The sequence below is a fragment of the Mycobacterium sp. 4D054 genome, assembly GCF_052245755.1.
Classification (GTDB): Bacteria; Actinomycetota; Actinomycetes; order Mycobacteriales; family Mycobacteriaceae; genus Mycobacterium.
Map to the genome: position 1 here is coordinate 1 of NZ_JBQQCF010000071.1, position 16,827 is coordinate 16,827.

A 16,827-nucleotide genomic window follows, 5' to 3' on the forward strand; every position below is an offset into this window, starting at 1 on the left:
CATCGAGCCCCTGCGGCTCCAGGCCGTACTCCTCTTTCGGCCGGCCCGCCACCGCATTGAGCGCCACGTTCGGGATCACCACATCCCGGAACTGCCAGGTATCACTGCCATCCGGGTTGTGCACCAAGCGCGGCGCCTCATCCAAATACTTGCGCGGCAGATGATTCTTGAACATGTCCGGCGGCTCGACGATGTGATCATCCACGCTGATCAAAATCATGTCGTCTTTGTTCATCGTCGTGCCCGATCTGTGTGCGCTTACCGTATGGCCGACAGTTTAGCGTGGCGGGTCAACAGCAGCGAGCACCCGGGTCGGCGTCGGCGGCTGCGTGACGGCGCCGCCAGTACTCGCGTTCGGACAGCGGGGGCTCACCCGTGTGTCTGCGCGCGTGGTGATCCAGATAGCGCTGATAGTGGTTGTCGCCCATCAGGGTTTTGCAGTACCAGCCGATGCGGCCGACGGCTTGGCGTGCGGCCGCGGTAACGCGTCCCATTGCTTCTGCACCTCCTTCTCCGCCGAGGTCATGACCATGCCCGAAGGGGCGAACATGCGGGAAGGTAGCGGAGCGTCTTCACTGGTCGGCCCGCCGTGGCCGCGAATCGCTCTCAGCGCCACGATCAGTCCGGCGACGAACACGATCAGCACCAGTACGGCGAAGACGATCGACAGCGTGCCCTGGATGAACGTGTTGCGGATGACGGCGTCGAGCTGGCCGGCGTCCTTGGCGGCGCCGAAGCTGGTGGCCCCGCCGTCCCGCGCGTTGCGGTACTGGAAGTGCTGGGTCCAGTATCCGACCTTCGGGTCGCCGGAGAAGATCTTCTGCCACGACGCCGTCATCGTGACCACGAGGTCCCACAGCAACGGGATCCCCGGTATCCACGCCCATTTCAGCAGTCCGCGTTTGATCACCACGACGGTCACGACCGTCAACGCGATGGCCGCCAGCAGCTGGTTGGCGATGCCGAACAGCGGGAACAGCGTGTTGATGCCGCCCAGCGGGTCGGTGACCCCCATCAGCAGGATGCTGCCCCATGCGGCGACGACGATGATGCTGCAGATCCACGCACCGACCCGCCAGCTGGGATTGCGCAGCTTCTTGAGCGGGCCGCCGAGGTTGCCCAATCCGTCGGACAGCATGAACCTGGCCACGCGGGTGCCGGCGTCGACGGTGGTGAGGATGAACAGCGCCTCGAACATGATCGCGAAGTGGTACCAGAACGCCTTGAGGCTCGCGCCGCCGAACACCTGGTGCAACACCTCCGACATGCCGAACGCCAGGGTCGGGGCACCGCCGGTGCGCGACACGATGGACTCCTCGCCGACACTTCTGGCGGCGTCGCTGATCTCCTGCCCGGTGATCGGCGGCCCGGACAGCCCCAGCCCGTTGACGTAGTCGGCGGCGCTCTGGGCGGTGGCGCCCGTCGCGGCCGACGGCGCGTTCATCGCGAAATACAGGTGCTGGTTGAGGATCGCGGCGGTGATCAGCGCCATGATCGCCACGAACGACTCGGTGAGCATGCCGCCGTAGCCGATGAGCCGCATCTGGCTCTCCTTCTCCAGCAGCTTGGGCGTGGTGCCGGAGGAGATCAGCGCGTGGAAACCCGACAAGGCACCGCAAGCGATCGTGATGAACAGGAACGGGAACAGCGAACCGGCGAACACCGGGCCGGTTCCGCTGGTGGCGAACTGGGAGATCGCCGGCGCCTCCATCACCGGACGCGCCAGCAGAATGCCGACCGCCAGCAGCGCGATGGTGCCGACCTTCATGAACGTCGAGAGATAGTCGCGGGGCGCCAGCAGGAACCACACCGGCAGCACCGAGGCGGCCAGGCCGTAAATGATGATGCACCAGGACAGCGCCACCTTCGACAGCGTGAACCACTCGGCGCCCCAGCTCGTTTCGGCGACCCAACCGCCGGCGACCACCGCCAGCAGCAGCAACGCCACTCCGATCAGTGAGACCTCGGAGACCCGGCCCGGACGCAGGAACCTCAGATAGAGCCCCATGAAGATCGCGATGGGGATCGTCATCGCGATCGAGAAGACACCCCAGGGGCTTTCAGCCAGCGCGCCGACCACCACCAACGCCAGCACCGCGAGCAGGATGACCATGATGACCAGCACACCCACGATCGCGGCGGCGCCGCCGACGACCCCGAGCTCGTCGCGCGCCATCTGCCCCAGCGACCGTCCGCGCCGCCGCACCGAGATCGACATCACCAGGTAGTCCTGCACGCCGCCGGCGACGACCGCGCCGATGATGATCCAGATCGCGCCCGGCAGATAACCCATCTGGGTGGCCAGCACCGGTCCCACCAGCGGACCCGCCCCGGCGATCGCGGCGAAGTGGTGACCGTACAGCACCCGCCGGTCGGTCGGCATGTAGTCGGTGCCGTTCTCGAAAACCTCTGCGGGCGTGGCGTTGTCGTCGCGCGGTTGGACGATCTTCATCTCGATCAGCCGGGCGTAGAACCGGAAACCGATCACATAGGTGCAGATCGCGGCGATGACGAACCAGACCGCGTTGACTGTCTCGCCGCGGAAGAACGCGATGATCGCCCAGGCGGTGGCGCCGAGAAGCGCGACGACGGTGAAGATGATCTTGTGTTTGACGGTGATCGGCGACCTGTCGACGATCGCCACCGGTGGCAGGTCCTCGTCGGTGCGGATGTAGGTGATCTCCCCATCGGTCTCTTCGATGCGGTCCGATGCGGCGGTGGGTGTGGCCACGGTGTCTCCCGGTCTCTCCGTCGGCTCGACTGTGTTTCTGCCCTGGATCCATGCCTTGTCTCGATACTGGCACCGGACGGAGCGCACGTGTGCGGAAACCTCCTATTGCGATGTCAGCTTCCGCGTTCGTAGAACGCGCGCACCGTGTCGATGGTGTCAGCCTCCTCGGCGGTCTTGTCATCGCGGTAGCGCAACACCCGCGCGAAGCGCAGCGCCATCCCACCGGGGTAGCGCGAGGAGGTCTGGATTCCGTCGAACGCGATCTCGACGACCTGCTCGGGCCGGACCTTGACGACATGGCCGTCTGATGTCGCGGCCGGGGCCGCTCCTCGGTCTGATGTCGCGGCCGGGGCCGCTCCTCGGTCTGATGTCGCGGCCGGGGCCGCTCCTCGGTCTGATGTCGCGGCCGGGGCCGCTCCTCGGTCTGATGTCGCGGCCGGGGCCGCTCCGGCGGCCAGCGCCAGGAATCTCTCCGTCTGCCACGCCAGCATCTCGTCAGTCATGCCCTTGAACGTCTTTCCCAGCATCACGAAGCCGCCGGTGGCCGGGTCCCGGGCGCCGAGATGGATGTTCGACAGCTTGCCGGTGCGCCGTCCCGATCCCCACTCCACGGCCAACACCACGAGGTCGAGGGTGTGGACGGGCTTGACCTTGAGCCAACCCGCGCCGCGGCGGCCGGCTTCGTACGGGGCTGTCGGCGATTTCGCCATCACGCCTTCATGGCCCGCTGCCAGCGTCGCGTCGAGAAAGGCCTGGGCGGCCGCCGGGTCCGAGGTCAGCAACCGGTCGACGCGCTGCTCCTGGGGCACCGTCGCGTCGAGTCGGGCGATGCGCGCTTCGGCGGGCAGATCGAGTAGGTCGAGGCCGTCGGCGTGCAGGAGGTCGAAGAAGAACACCGACAGTCTCTGGGCCGCCGCGCTCGCCGCGCCGCCGCGGCGCCCGAAGCGCGCGGCGGTGATCTGGAACCGGTGCGGGCGGCCGTCGGCCCGCAGCGCGATCGCCTCGGCGTCGGCGATCAGATCGGTGACCGGCAGCGCCAGCGTCGCGTCGACGATCTCGGGCAGCCGGGCTGTGACATCGTCGAGGCTGCGGGTGAAGATCGACACTGCGTCGCCGCGGCGGTGGATCTGCACCCGTGCCCCGTCGAGCTTGGTTTCGAACAGGGTAGGTCCTCCGAAGCGTTCGAGCGCGTCGGCGACGCCGGTGGCCGTCTGGGCCAGCATCGGCCCCACCGGCCGGCCGACCTGCAGGGTGAACCGGGCGAGCGCGGACTCGCCCTCGGTGATGGCCGCGGCGGCCACCGCGGGAAGGTCGCCGCCAAGCATCGCGGCGCGACGCACCGCGGCGGCCGGAATCCCGGCGGCTTTGCCGACCGCGTCGGTCATCACCCCGACCAGGGCGCCCTGTCGTAGCTCGCCGGTGAGCAGGCGGCGCAGGAAAGTCTGCTCGACGGCGGTGGCGGCGGCGAAGAGTCCGGCCAGGAGTTCGGCGCGGCGGGCCTGGGAACCCTTGCCGGACGTGGCTCCGATCTCGCCGAGGAGCGCGTCCACCTGGTGGACCGTCAGGGTGGGCACGTCGGCCGGGGCGGGCACCGACCGCACGGACGCCCATCCCACTCCAATCTGGCGTTGCGTCAACTCGCCGGACAGCCAGGACACGACGACGTCGACCTGCCGGGCATCGCCGCCTGCGCCGGCCGCCCCCAGCAGCTCGGAGATCCGGGCGATCTTGGCCAGCCGCGCCGTGGAAGCCGCGACGTCCGCAGAAGCGGTGGCGACGTCTACTAACAGCACGACACGATCCTCTCAAGCTCGCCGAAATCGCATTCCACGCGGCCAGAACCGTGAAAGGACCGCGTGGAATGCGAGTTCGGCGAGCTCACCTCACGACGAAGGTGATCGAGTGCCAGCCTGTCGCCCCATCGGGGACCGGGTCGGCACGCTCGGAGGTCTGCGTGTAACCGGCGTTGTCGGTGGCACGGACCGTGATGCGGTGAAAGCCCGGCTCACGCGCGTCCCACGGGAAACTCCACAACCGCCAGGTGTCCCCGGAATATGCCTCGCCGAGGGTGGCCGGTTGCCACTGGCCGTCATCGATCTGGACTTCGACGGCGCGCACCCCGCGGTTCTGGGCCCACGCGACACCGCCGAACGTGACCGGACCGACGGGGACGTCCTGGCCGGCGCGGGGCACGTCGATCCGCGACGCGGTCTTGATGGGGCCGCGGGCCGACCATCCCAGCCGCGTCCAGTACGCCTGCGCGCGGTCGAATCGCGTCACCTCCAGATCGGTCACCCACTTGGTGGCCGAAACGTAGCCGTACAGCCCCGGCACCACCAGGCGCGCGGGGTAGCCGTGCTCGGTGGGCAACGGTTCACCGTTCATGCCGATGGCCAGCAGCGCATCGGCGCCGGTGAGCGCCTCGACAGGCGTGCCCGCCGTCCAGCCGTCCACCGACATCGACAGCACCATGTCGGCATCGGGCTGCACACCGGCCTCGGCGAGCAGGTCCCGGACGCGGTACCCCGTCCACACTGCATTCGAAATCAGATCGCCCCCAACAGGATTGGACACGCACGTCAACGTGACGACCTTCTCGACAACCTCGAAGCGCTCCAGATCGGGGAAGCGGAGCTCGATCTCGCGGTCCACCATGCCGTGAATCCGTAACCGCCAGTCCTGTCGGCTGAGCTGCGGGACGGTCAGCGCGGTGTCGATGCGGTAGAAGTCGGCGTTACGCGTGACGAACGACGGAAGCTCAACGCCCTTGGGCTGCACAGTGTCTGGGATGGGCGGCGCCGCCCTGCCGGGCTTCGGCAGCGTGAACGCCTCGCGGTCGCCGGACACCGACGACGTCCAGCGGCCGACGACCGCGCCGACGACACCGCTCGCCACCCCGGCACCCAGCAGGCCGAGGGTGACCAACGACAGCCGCCGGCCCTCGTCGGTGCCGGGCCCGTCCGCCGCGTCGCCGAACCGGCCCGACACCAGCAGCCGCAGCGCCGCGACACCGCATGCCGTGCCCACCAGGGTGGGCGCCACGTCGACCACCGTCGCGCCGGCGCGGGACAGCACCGCCGCGCAGCCGACCACGCCGGCCAGTACGATCACCGCGCTGCCCCACGGACGGCGCCTGGATTCGAGGACGCCCGCGACGGCGGCGAGTGCCGCGATCACGACGAGCACCATTACCGTCAGAGCCAGCTTGTCGGCGGTGCCGAAGGTGCTGATCGCCCAGTCCTTCACCGGTCCGGGTGTCCGATCGATCACCGCTGAACCGACGGCGGTGCGCACGTCGGACTGCGGCCCGAACGCGGCGGCCAGAAGTTGCGCGACTCCGACGCTGACCGCGGCGGCCGCGATGCCGGCCATGGCTCTGGCGCCGCGTGTGCTCATGCTGCCAAATTACCGTCGCGCAGAACCCGAGAGTCTTACCGAAGCATGTCATCCGCTAGGTTGCAGATGGGCTTTACAAATCGTCCACATTCTGCAAAGTCGGGAAAGGGAACAGATGGAGATCGAGGGCAAGAAGGCCGTCGTCGTCGGCGGCGCGTCGGGCTTCGGACGGGCCACCGCGGAAGCACTGGCCAAGCGCGGGGCGAGCGTGGCGGTGCTGGATCGTCCGCAGTCCAAGGGCAAGGAGGTGGCCGACCAGATCGGTGGCACCTTCCACGAGGTCGACATCACCGACTTCGAGGGCACCGAGTCCGTGCTCAGCCAGGCCGTCGAAGCCCTCGGCGGCCTGCACATCGCGGTCACCACCGCCGGCGGCGGCATCGCCGAGCGCACCCTGAAGAAGGACGGCCCGCACAGCCTGGAGTCGTTCCGCAAGAGCATCGACCTGAACCTGATCGGCACCTTCAACATCAGCCGGCTCGCCGCGTGGCAGATGTCGAAGAACGACCCGGTCGACGACGAGGCCGAAGAGCGGGGCGTCATCATCAACACCGCCTCGATCGCGGCCTTCGAGGGCCAGATCGGCCAGGTCGCCTACACCGCCTCCAAGGCCGCGATCGCCGGTATGTGCCTGACTATGGCGCGGGATCTCGGCAGCCTAGGTATCCGCGCGCTTGCGATCGCGCCGAGCCTGTTCGCCACCGGGCTCACCGAGGGCATCCCCGACGAGTACGTCAGCATGCTGACCAAGGACGCGGCGTTCCCGAAGCGCCTCGGCAAGCCCGAGGAGTACGCCAGGCTCGCCGTCGCGATCGTTGAGAACCCGATGCTGAACGGCCAGTGCCTGCGCCTGGACGCCGGCCAGCGCTTCGCCCCCAAGTAGCAGCGGCGAATCGGGCGCGCACTGGCACTCGATGTCGCTTGGCGCGCCCGATTCAGCGCTACGGTGGGTGGGGTGGCTACTGTTGCCGAGCACGTCATCGCGACCCTTCACACCAGCGGTGTCCGGCGGGTCTACGGACTTCCCGGGGACAGCCTCAACGGCTTCACCGACGCGCTGCGCCGTTCCGGTCAGATCAGCTGGGAACATGTGCGCCACGAGGAGACGGCCGCGTTCGCCGCGGCAGCCGACGCGGCCCTGACCGGACAGCTTGCGGTCTGCGCCGGCAGCTGCGGCCCCGGCAACCTGCACCTGATCAACGGACTTTTCGACGCCCAGCGGAGCCGGGTGCCGGTGCTGGCGATCGCCGCCCACATCCCGCGCGCCGAGATCGGCTCGGAGTACTTCCAGGAAACCCACCCGCAGGAACTGTTCCGCGAGTGCAGTGTCTACCGGGAACTGGTCAGCACCGCCGAGATGCTGCCGCGCATCCTGCACATGGCCATGCGGGCCGCGGTCGAGGATCGCGGTGTCGCGGTGGTCGTGATCCCCGGCGAGATCTTCCTGCAGAAGGCCGAGCCCACTGCCTGGCAGACCCGGCCGGTCGTCGCCGCCAGGTCGGTGGTGCGCCCCGACGACGCCGGCCTGCGCGAGGCGGCGGCAATGCTCAACGCCGCGCAGGCGGTGACGATCCTCGGCGGTGCAGGCGTGGAGGGAGCGCACGACGAACTCGTCCGGCTCGCCGCGACGTTGCACGCCCCGGTGGTGCATGCGTTGCGCGGCAAGGACTTCATCGAATACGACAATCCGTACGACGTCGGGATGACCGGGCTGCTGGGCTTCGCGTCCGGCTACAAGGCGATCAAGGAAGCCGACCTGCTGCTGATGCTGGGCACCGACTTTCCCTATCAGCAGTTCTATCCCGACCGCGCGAAGGTCATCCAGGTCGACATCCGTGGTCGGCATCTCGGCCGGCGCACCCCGATCGACCTGGGGCTGGTCGGCTCCGTCGGCGACACCCTGGCCGCATTGCAGCCGCTGGTCCACCAGAAGGCGGACCGCACCCACCTGGACCGCTCGCGCAGGCACTACCGCAAAACCCGCAAGAGCCTCGACGAGCTCGCCGTCAATGACCGCAACCGCACTCCGATCAGGCCGGAATATGTTGCGGGGCTGGTCAATAGGATGGCCGACGGCGACGCGGTTTTCACCGCCGACGTGGGGTCGCCGGTGGTGTGGGCGGCGCGTTACCTGACGATGAACGGCCGGCGCAGGCTCATCGGGTCGTTCAATCACGGCACGATGGCCAACGCGCTGCCGCATGCGATCGGGGCGCAAACCGCGTTCCCGCAACGCCAGGTGGTGGCGCTGGCCGGAGACGGCGGATTGACGATGTTGTTCGGCGAGCTGATCACGTTGATCCAGAACCGGTTACCGGTCAAGGTCGTCGTGTTCAACAACTCGTCGCTGAACTTCGTCGAACTGGAGATGAAGGCGGCCGGCATCGTCAACTTCGGCACCGACCTGACCAACCCGGATTTCGCCGCCGTGGCACAGGCGATGGGCGTCTTCGGCCGGCGTGTCGAGCGCCCGGATCAACTCGAGCCGGCATTGGCGGACGCGTTCGCCGCCGGCGGTCCTGCCGTCGTCGACGTCATCACGGCGCGGCAGGAATTGTCGATCCCGCCTGCCATCACCGCCGAACAGGCCAAGGGGTTCTCCCTGTACGCGATCAGAACGATCCTCGCCGGCCGTGCCGACGAACTGCTCGACCTCGTCTCCACCAACGTGGCGCGGCGCATTCTGGACTGATCTGCGCGGGTGCCCTGAGACGATGGCGGCATGCCAGTCGACGTGACGCTGACCGAGACAGAACAGGATGCGCTGCGGAAGTGGGTGCGGGGGAGCGGGATCGGGTCGACGCTCACCGATGTCACCCCGTTGACCGGTGGGTCGCAGAACATCGTGGTACGGCTGCGGGTGGACGGGCGGCCGATGGTGTTGCGCCGGCCGCCGCAGCACCCGAGACCCACCAGCGACAACACCATGCGCCGCGAGATCGCCGTGCTGCAGACCCTGAAAGGCACCGCGGTGCCGCATCCGGAACTGATCGCCGGGTGTGAGGACCTCGACGTGCTCGGGGTGGTGTTCTACCTGATGGAGGCGATCGACGGGTTCAATCCGGGCACCGAGGCCGATGAGGCCTACGTGCGCGACGCCGGCATGCGGCACCGCGTGGGGCTGTCATTTGCGGCGAGTCTGGCCGAATTGGGCAAGGTGGCGTGGGAGGGCAGCCCGTTGGCAGAGCTCAAACGACCGGGATCCTTTCTCGCGCGCCAAGTTCCGCAGTTCATGCGGCTGCTGGAGAGCTACCGGCACGACCGCTACTCGCCCGAGTCGTTCCCGTCGGTGCACACGCTGGCCGACTGGCTGGAGACCTGCCGCCCCGAGGATGCGGCGCCGGGGATCATGCACGGTGACTGCCATCTGAACAATGTGCTGCTGCGTCGGGACGTCCCCGAACTCGCGGCGTTCATCGACTGGGAGATGTGCACCGTGGGTGACCCGTTGCTCGATCTCGGGTGGATGCTCGTCTGCTGGCCGGACGGGCCGAATCCGATCGACGCCGGTTCCGCCCTCGCCGCACTCGGGGGTCTGGCCACGCGGCCAGAACTCGTCGAGGCGTATCTGGACGCGGGCGGGCGCCGCCCGGAACGCCTGGACTGGTATGTCGCGATGGCGTGCTTCAAGCTCGCGATCGTCATCGAGGGTACGTGGTCGCGCTATCTGGCCGGCCAGGCCAGCGCGGAGGCCGGGGAGCGGTTGCACGCCTCGGCGGAAAACCTGATCGCGCTCGGAACGTGGGTGTCCAAGGGCGACAACCCATTCGTGTGATCAGCGGTAGGCGTCCACCCCGAGCTTGACCGCGAGGGTGACACCGGCCAGTCCGATCGCGATACGGAGAGGTTTGTCCGGGCTGTGCCGCACCACCACCGGGCCGAGCCTGGAGCCGAGCAGGCACCCGGCTCCCAGCACGAGCGCCGCGACCCACTGCACGGGCGCCACCGCTGCGAAGATCAGCGCGGCGACGCCGTTGGCCAGACCCAGGACGACGTTCTTGCCCGCGTTGGCATGCGCCAGTGTCTCGCCGCCGAGGCGCAGGAACAGTGCGAGCAGCAGCACCCCTGCCGCGGCGCCGAAGTAGCCGCCGTAGATGCAGATCGCGAACACCGCGACACCCTGCAGGGCGAGTGTGAGGGTACGGCGACGCCGCGACGCGCCCGGGCTGTCCCGGCTCGGCCGCACCGGGAGCAGGATCGCCAGGGACGCGAACCCGAGCAGCATCGGCACGATCTTCTCGAAACCCTCCGCCGGCGTCGACAACAGCAGGACCGCACCGGCGGCGCCACCGACCGCGGCGAACGGCAGCACCCGCTTCAACATCGCACCCTGTCCGGCCAACTCGGGCCGCGATCCCAGAATCGACCCGATGCCGTTGAAGACCAGCGCGACGGTGTTGGTGACATTGGCCGTCACCGGGGGCAGCCCCACCACCAGCAGAGCCGGATAGGTCGCCACGGACGCCAATCCGGCGATGCTGCCGGTCAATCCACCGGCGATTCCGGCCGCGAACAGCAGCACCGCTTGCGACCAGGACACCGGCACATTGTGCCGGTTGCACCTCGCGATCGCGGAGGTCTAGCATCGCTGACGTGCCGAGGCGACTCGTAGTAGGAACCCGCAGCGGGGTCTGATCCTGACCGACCCCCCGCTGTGGGTCGTCGCTACTTCTGTCGGTCGCTTCCTCTCGGATCGAAAAGGCCGGCACATGAACTCCCCGATCTCCACGTCAGATGGTGCACCGATGACCTTCGCCGCCGTCATCGACGGCCGCCTGCCGAGCGCGCTGCGCGAGCCGGCTGCGACCAAGTCGTTCGACGAGTTCTTCCACGAGTACGCGCCGGCGTCCGGCCCGGTGCGGCTGGGGCAGTGGTGCTGCGTCGACGGTGAGCGGCGGCTGGGGCCGCAGGTGCGCCACTACCAGGCGACGCTGGCGCTGGGAGACCGCATCGGCACCTCCCGTGCGGCGGCGTGCGGTCCGGTCGCCGCGCTGACCGCGATGCTCTATGAGCACGGCGTTGCCGTCGAGATGACGGCCTTTCACCAGTTGCGTGCCGGTGAGCACACCGCGACGTTCATCCAGGGCAGCGACGGCGAGAGCTCGCAGTGGGCGATGGGGTGGTCCGACGATCCGACCGAGTCGGCGTTGCGCGCGGTCGTCGCGTGCGCCAACCGGCTGATGGTCGCCAGTTAGCGCCGAAATTGCATTCCAGCAGCCGAAGGTCGAGTGACGAGCTGCTGGAATGCAATGTCGGCGGAAGGCAAATCAGTGCAGTGGGCGCAGCACGATCGGCATACCGTCCAACGGGACCGGCATGCCGCCGTAGTCGTAGCGCGGCTGGTATCCGGGGCGCGGCAGCTCGAGCCGGTAGTTCTGCAGCAGGCGGTGCATGACCGTCTTGATCTCCAGCTGACCGAACACCATGCCGATGCACTTGTGGGCGCCGCCGCCGAACGGGGCGAACGCGTACCGGTGCCTCTTGTGCTCGTTGCGCGGTTCGGCGAACCGTTCCGGGTCGAACTTGTCGGGATCGGTCCACAGCTCGGGCAGCCGGTGGTTGATCGACGGCCACGTCACCACGTTGGTGCCGGCCGGGATGTAGTAGCCCAGCAGGTCGGTGTCGCGGACAGCCTGGCGGAAGTTGAACGGCAGCGGCGTCATCATCCGCAGCGACTCGTTGATCACCAGGTCGTAGGTCTCGAGCTTCTCCAACGCCTCGATGTCCAGCGGGCCGTTGCCGATGCGCGCGGACTCCTCGCGCAACCGGTCCTGCCACTGCGGATTGGCGGCCAGGTGGTAGGCCATCGTGGTCATCGTCGAGGTCGACGTGTCGTGCGCAGCCATCATCAGGAAGATCATGTGGCTGACGATCTGGTCGTCGGTGAAGCTCTGACCGTCCTCGTCGGCGGAGTGGCACAGCACGCTCAACATGTCGGTGCTCTCCGAGCGCCGCTTCTCGTCGATCCGGCTGGAGAAGTAGTCCTCCAGCGTCTTGCGCGCCTTGATGCCCCGCCACCAGGTCAGCGGCGGCACCGGCTTGCGCACGATCGCGTTGCCGGCGCGCGTAGTCGTGGTGAACGCCTGGTTCACGGTCGTGACCAGGGCGCGGTCCGTGCCCGCCGGCACACCCATGAACACCTCGGAGGCGATGTCGAGGGTGAGTTCCTTGATCGCGGGATGGAACAGGAACCGCGGATCATTGGCGACCCAGTCGTTGGCCAGCACCGCCGAGGCCACCGAATCGATGTGCGAGACGTAGCCGGTCAGCCGGGTGCGGGTGAACGCCTCCTGCATGATTCGGCGGTGGAACAGGTGCTCGTCGAAATCGAGCAGCATCAGCCCGCCCTCGAAGAACGGCCCGATGACCGGGTCCCAGGCGCGCTGGGAGAAATCCTTGTTGCGGTTGGTGAACACCGCCTGGGTCGCGTCGGGGCCCAGCGCCATCACCGACGAGAGCGCGGGGGATTCGGCGAAGTACACCGGCCCGTGCTTGCGGTAGATCTCCAGGATGAAGTCGGGGCCACCCCGGAAGATCTCGATCATGTGCCCGATGATGGGCAGCCCGGCGTCGCCGCGGATCGGTTTCAACTCGCTGCCGGCCGGTGGCTCGGCGAGCACGAACTGGTCCCACTGCTTGTCTTTGAGGCGCTTCTCCACCGCGCCCATTCCCGGAATGGTGACCGGCGTCGGCTTGAGCCGCCGTTTGGCCTGGTCGAGCAGATAATCTGTGGTCGAGACTGTCGGCACTTGAACGCTCCTGGAGTCGAAGGCTGTGGTCGATGTCACTTTGGCCGCTATCCTGGTCGAGACTCTTGACGGCTGTCAAGTTTCTTAGGTTTGTGTCGGAGGTGTGGTGATGCCAAGGTTTACAGGCATGACGGCCGATCCCACTGCCACCGACCTTCGCCGGAGTAGAGGTGACCGTCAGCGGGACGCCATCGTGACCGCCGTTCGCGAACTGCTGCAGGAAGGCTCCTTCGCCGATCTCTCGGTGAGCACCATCAGCGAGCGGGCGGGGGTGGCCCGGTCCGGCTTCTACTTCTACTTCGACTCGAAGTACGCGGTGCTCGCGGTGATCGTGGCCGAGGCGATGGCCGAGCTGGATCAGCTGACCCACGACTTCGCACCCCGCGAGCTCACCGAGTCGCCGTCGGAGTTCGCCCGGCGCATGGTTGGCTACGCCGCCACGGTGTACTCCAGAAACGACCCGATCATGGGCGCGTGCAACCTGGCCCGCAACACCGACGCCCAGATCCGCGAGATCATGGACGACTTCCAGGACTCGGTGGTGGACAAGATCGTCGGACTGGTCGAACACGACTCCGGCGCGCGCCCGATCTCCGATGACCTGCCGGCGCTGGTGCGCACCCTGATCGCGGTGACGGCGATGACGCTGTCCCACGACAGCGCGTTCATCGGCCGGGGCGAGGATCCCGCCCGCGCGGTCGACATCGTGGAACGGATGTGGTTGACCGGCCTGTGGGGCGGCGACAGGCTCACCGCGGACTAGGGCGTGTCTGCTTAATGTGAACGATGTTGTGCCTGATGCTGTTTAAGTGTTACGGACTGATGTGATTTCTGATGACTTGTGGTCGGTGATTGAGCCGGTACTGCCTTCGGGTCGACGGCGCGGGCGGCCGTGGAACGATCATCGGGTGACGCTGGAAGGAATTATCTGGCGTTACCGGACTGGATCTCCGTGGCGCGATCTGCCCGCGCAGTTCGGCGCCTGGCAGTCGGTGGCTGAACGTCACCTGCGGTGGTCCACCGACGGCACCTACGCGCAGATCTTCGCAGCGATCTCCCGTGACATCGATGTCGATGACGCTGACGCTGAGCTAGTCGAACTGCTGCTGGCGGTGGATTCGACCAGCGTGCGTGTACATCAGCATGCCGCTGGTGCCCGCCCTGGTCGCCACACAGGGGGATCTGTCGAATTACAACAAACACCCCGATGAGCCCGATGACCATGCCATCGGCCGTTCACGCGGCGGGCTGACAACGAAGATCCACGCGCTGGCCGATCAACGCTGCAGCGCGGTCACCATGGCACTGTCGCCGGGGCAAGCCGGCGACAACCCGATGCTGTGGCCACTGCTGACTGCCCATCAGGGCCCAAAGTTTCGGCTACTCGCCGATAAGGGGCTCTCCGCATTTGAGCGGGGCGTGTGCTGATTTCATGCTGCTGGTCTCTGCCCTCGGGTGAGGGCGATGTGGACCATGATGCGCCTTCGGTAGTTGTCCATGTTGGTGAAGCCGCATCCGACACGCTTGGTTTGCTTGATGATCCGGTTGAAGCCCTCGGTGCGGGCGTTGGTCACGTCCTCGGTGAGCGCGACGAGCACCGCTGGCCACCAGGTGTCGATCGTGGTCGCCAGGCGGCTGGTTTCCTCCATGTCGGCGCGGGCGGCGGCGTCGTAGAAGTCGTACAGCCTGCGCCGGATCTGGTGCGGCTGGTGTTCGGCCAGCAGCAGGCGCAGGCGTTCCTTGACGGCATGCGCGGCGGCGATCTCGTTGGTCGGATCCTCGGCGGCGAGGGCGGCGTTGAACCGGGCCTTTTGCTTCACGGTGAGGTGCTCGTAGCCGATGAGCAGCAGTTGCCGGCTGGCCCAGACTTTGTCGGTGGCGGTGCCGCGGCGGCCGTGCAGTTGCCGGGTGATCCGTTGACGGACCTGGGTGACCATGAGGTTGGCGAGGGCGACGAGATGCCACTTGTCGACTGCGATCCGCGCGTCCGGCAGGGCGGTGCGGATCCCGGATCGACAGGTACAACAGTCGCCCGCCCGCACACCCGCCTCGGCAACGCCCCACCCGCCGAGTACGAGGCAGCGCACTGCGCTGAGCCCACCAAGTCATCGCGACCGGCAATGACACCTGCATAGACGTGGCATCAACGCGTAGATGTTTCAGTTTCTTCTGTGCTGGGGCTGTGTCAGGTGCTGGACCGGGTGTAGGCAGCGGCGCGCACCACATCGTCGTCCTCCAGTCCAGCTCCTAGTGCTCCGCCCACGGTGGCCAGGCTGGCGGTGAGCCAGCTGATCTTCGCGTAGTCCAAAGCGTTCACTGGGTGACCGGCGACACCGGCCAGTACCTGCTCGTCGATGAGCAGCAGCGCGCCGACCCAGGACAGGATGAATAAGCCGAGGTAGAACACCACAACCCCGATGGCCACGGTCGCGGTGGTGGCCAAATTGAACAGGATCACCTGCTCACGTTGGGCTCGCCGCCGTGGGCGCTCCCACAAGTCGGCTCCCAGGATCAGGGTGGCACTCACCGCCCCGATCGCCATCACCGCCAGCAGGACCAGGCGCACCGGCCAGTAGGCCATGGCCAGTACCCATAGGTCCGAGGCCACCAATGTCAGCATGCCGGTGGCCGCTGCCACGACCATCGCCCGGGAGAGCCGGGCCACGAAGGCCCAAGGCTGGTTGGCGCGGATCATGCCCAGCAGCAACCGCACGTTGCCGCTCAGCACTCGGGCCGTGAACTGCACGACGTTGTCGTCCGGGCGTTCGTCGAGATCGGTGGACAGCTGGTGGGCTCTTCGAGCAAGATCCCGCTGGGCGTTGAGGTCTTCGGCGTCGTAGCCCAGGAGCTGCCCGACCACGTGCACGGTGGTCTCTTGCACCTTCTGCCGCACGTGCACGGCTCCCAGGGTTGGGACGGAGACCAGTCCTACCCCGTGCACGGGGCTGAGCTGGGTGAGCACCGGACGTCGGCCGGTCTTCAGGGGGATCTCGGTGAGCACCACGGCCAAATCCCAGTTCTCCTCCAGCACGCGGTTTCGGGCCGCCTCCAGCAGGTCCAAGGTCTCGGTGGGTGGATCGACCAGCCGGTCTTCGGCCATCTTCAGTTGCCAGCGCACTCCCGGATACCGCTGCACCAAAATCTTGCGCACCGAGGTGGTGACCTCGGGGCCGAGCATCGCACTCAGGGATGGTGAGACCACCAGGCCGATGAGCAGCTCGGCATCGGAAAGGGGTTCGGCAGGATCGGGGGTGGATCGGCAACGCTCAGCAGTCATCGCTCCATGGTGAGGCAACCACGGGCCGGATTGCCACTGGCTCGATGGAGCCCCCAAGGTTTCGTGCAGCACCGCGGGCCGGATTCGGTGGTCGCCTCGATCCCGGAGAGAGCGGTGCTGCTCACTGCGAAATCCTCTCCCCGCCGACGCCGCCAGCGCGAAGACATCACAGCCAGCGGGCCCGGGACCTGCCGGTGTCGAGGACGGCTTCTCGATGATGCTGCAGTGACGGATCGGTTGAAGTGCTTCGGCGGTGTGGGAGCAGTGATCAGCGTGGGGCCGGTCGATTCCGTTCGGACAGGTGATGCATCGACTGCCCAGCGGCAGGTGCGGTACTGATGCGGGGGTACCCGGTGCAGGGGTGTCAAGGCCCAGCTCCGAAGACGGCAAGCCGGGCACGTGAAAGGCGAATTATGGCCCGCCGCAACCCGAGCGGGAAGGCATGTGTGGCACGAGGCGCGCCGAAGACGGGCCGGGCGTTTACTGCAGAGATAAAGGGGCTCTCCGCATTTGAGCGGGGCGTGTGCTGATTTCATGCTGCTTGGTCTGGTTGCGTCCAGCAGAGTGGTGTACGAGTCGGACCTGATCAGCGGTACCGGCGTGTCGTAGCCGACTGATTGAGGGTCATCGCGTGATTCTTCGAGAGACCGACCAAAGTCACTCGAGCAAAGGAA

13 protein-coding genes and 2 pseudogenes are annotated in these 16,827 nt (G+C 67.4%); 6 read left to right on the forward strand and 9 right to left on the reverse strand.

Features of this window, described 5'->3' with window-relative positions:
* The 5 genes and pseudogenes from ACTWP6_RS28055 to ACTWP6_RS28075 all read right to left on the reverse strand — a co-directional run.
* A pseudogene (locus ACTWP6_RS28055) lies at positions 1–235 on the reverse strand (amidohydrolase family protein); the annotation flags it as partial.
* A gap of 55 nt (positions 236–290) precedes the next feature.
* Positions 291–494 carry a YbdD/YjiX family protein gene (locus ACTWP6_RS28060; RefSeq protein WP_443189408.1) on the reverse strand — a complete coding sequence of 68 codons (204 nt, stop codon included), beginning with the start codon at positions 492–494 and terminating at the stop codon, positions 291–293.
* Positions 428–2,731 (reverse strand): carbon starvation CstA family protein, encoded by a 2,304-nt coding sequence (locus tag ACTWP6_RS28065; RefSeq protein ID WP_260751287.1) that lies wholly within the window; start codon positions 2,729–2,731, stop codon positions 428–430. Before ACTWP6_RS28065 ends, ACTWP6_RS28060 begins: the two co-directional genes overlap by 67 nt.
* A gap of 113 nt (positions 2,732–2,844) precedes the next feature.
* Positions 2,845–4,524, reverse strand: a complete 1,680-nt coding sequence (locus ACTWP6_RS28070; RefSeq protein ID WP_443189409.1) for an ATP-dependent DNA ligase — start codon at positions 4,522–4,524, stop codon at positions 2,845–2,847.
* An 85-nt stretch (positions 4,525–4,609) separates the two neighbouring features.
* Positions 4,610–6,127, reverse strand: coding sequence for a molybdopterin-dependent oxidoreductase (locus ACTWP6_RS28075; RefSeq protein WP_260751289.1), 1,518 nt, complete (start codon positions 6,125–6,127; stop codon positions 4,610–4,612).
* Between the two features lie 115 nt (positions 6,128–6,242).
* Here ACTWP6_RS28075 and ACTWP6_RS28080 point away from each other — a divergent pair, with 115 nt between their 5' ends.
* From ACTWP6_RS28080 to ACTWP6_RS28090, 3 genes are all read left to right on the forward strand, one after another.
* Positions 6,243–7,010, forward strand: coding sequence for an SDR family NAD(P)-dependent oxidoreductase (locus ACTWP6_RS28080; protein ID WP_260751290.1), 768 nt, complete (start codon positions 6,243–6,245; stop codon positions 7,008–7,010).
* A 72-nt stretch (positions 7,011–7,082) separates the two neighbouring features.
* Positions 7,083–8,819, forward strand: a complete 1,737-nt coding sequence (gene poxB, locus ACTWP6_RS28085; protein ID WP_443189410.1) for a ubiquinone-dependent pyruvate dehydrogenase — start codon at positions 7,083–7,085, stop codon at positions 8,817–8,819.
* 30 nt (positions 8,820–8,849) lie between these two features.
* Positions 8,850–9,902 carry a phosphotransferase family protein gene (locus ACTWP6_RS28090; protein WP_260751292.1) on the forward strand — a complete coding sequence of 351 codons (1,053 nt, stop codon included), beginning with the start codon at positions 8,850–8,852 and terminating at the stop codon, positions 9,900–9,902.
* Here ACTWP6_RS28090 and ACTWP6_RS28095 read toward each other — a convergent pair whose 3' ends face one another.
* Positions 9,903–10,667, reverse strand: a complete 765-nt coding sequence (locus ACTWP6_RS28095; protein ID WP_260751293.1) for a sulfite exporter TauE/SafE family protein — start codon at positions 10,665–10,667, stop codon at positions 9,903–9,905. It lies immediately after the preceding gene.
* Between the two features lie 205 nt (positions 10,668–10,872).
* On the opposite strand from ACTWP6_RS28095, the gene ACTWP6_RS28100 reads away from it, so the two are divergent.
* Complete coding sequence (locus ACTWP6_RS28100) at positions 10,873–11,322, forward strand: homocitrate synthase (protein ID WP_260751294.1); 450 nt, start codon at positions 10,873–10,875, stop codon at positions 11,320–11,322.
* A 72-nt stretch (positions 11,323–11,394) separates the two neighbouring features.
* Here ACTWP6_RS28100 and ACTWP6_RS28105 read toward each other — a convergent pair whose 3' ends face one another.
* Positions 11,395–12,876: a cytochrome P450 gene (locus ACTWP6_RS28105; protein WP_260751295.1), complete on the reverse strand. Its 1,482-nt coding sequence runs from the start codon at positions 12,874–12,876 to the stop codon at positions 11,395–11,397.
* A gap of 127 nt (positions 12,877–13,003) precedes the next feature.
* On the opposite strand from ACTWP6_RS28105, the gene ACTWP6_RS28110 reads away from it, so the two are divergent.
* Together ACTWP6_RS28110 and ACTWP6_RS28115 are read left to right on the forward strand one after the other, a co-directional pair.
* Positions 13,004–13,639 (forward strand): TetR/AcrR family transcriptional regulator, encoded by a 636-nt coding sequence (locus ACTWP6_RS28110; RefSeq protein WP_260751296.1) that lies wholly within the window; start codon positions 13,004–13,006, stop codon positions 13,637–13,639.
* Positions 13,640–13,685: 46 nt separating this feature from the next.
* Positions 13,686–14,280 (forward strand): annotated as a pseudogene (locus tag ACTWP6_RS28115) (IS5 family transposase); the annotation flags it as partial.
* Positions 14,281–14,306: 26 nt separating this feature from the next.
* Here ACTWP6_RS28115 and ACTWP6_RS28120 read toward each other — a convergent pair.
* Both ACTWP6_RS28120 and ACTWP6_RS28125 read right to left on the reverse strand, forming a co-directional pair.
* Entirely contained in the window at positions 14,307–14,963 is a 657-nt protein-coding gene (locus ACTWP6_RS28120) for a transposase (protein ID WP_260751297.1), read from the reverse strand.
* Between the two features lie 98 nt (positions 14,964–15,061).
* The gene (locus ACTWP6_RS28125) at positions 15,062–16,153 is read right to left on the reverse strand and encodes a hypothetical protein (RefSeq protein WP_318996496.1); all 1,092 of its coding nucleotides are present in this window, start codon (positions 16,151–16,153) and stop codon (positions 15,062–15,064) included.
* Positions 16,154–16,827 lie beyond the last annotated feature (674 nt).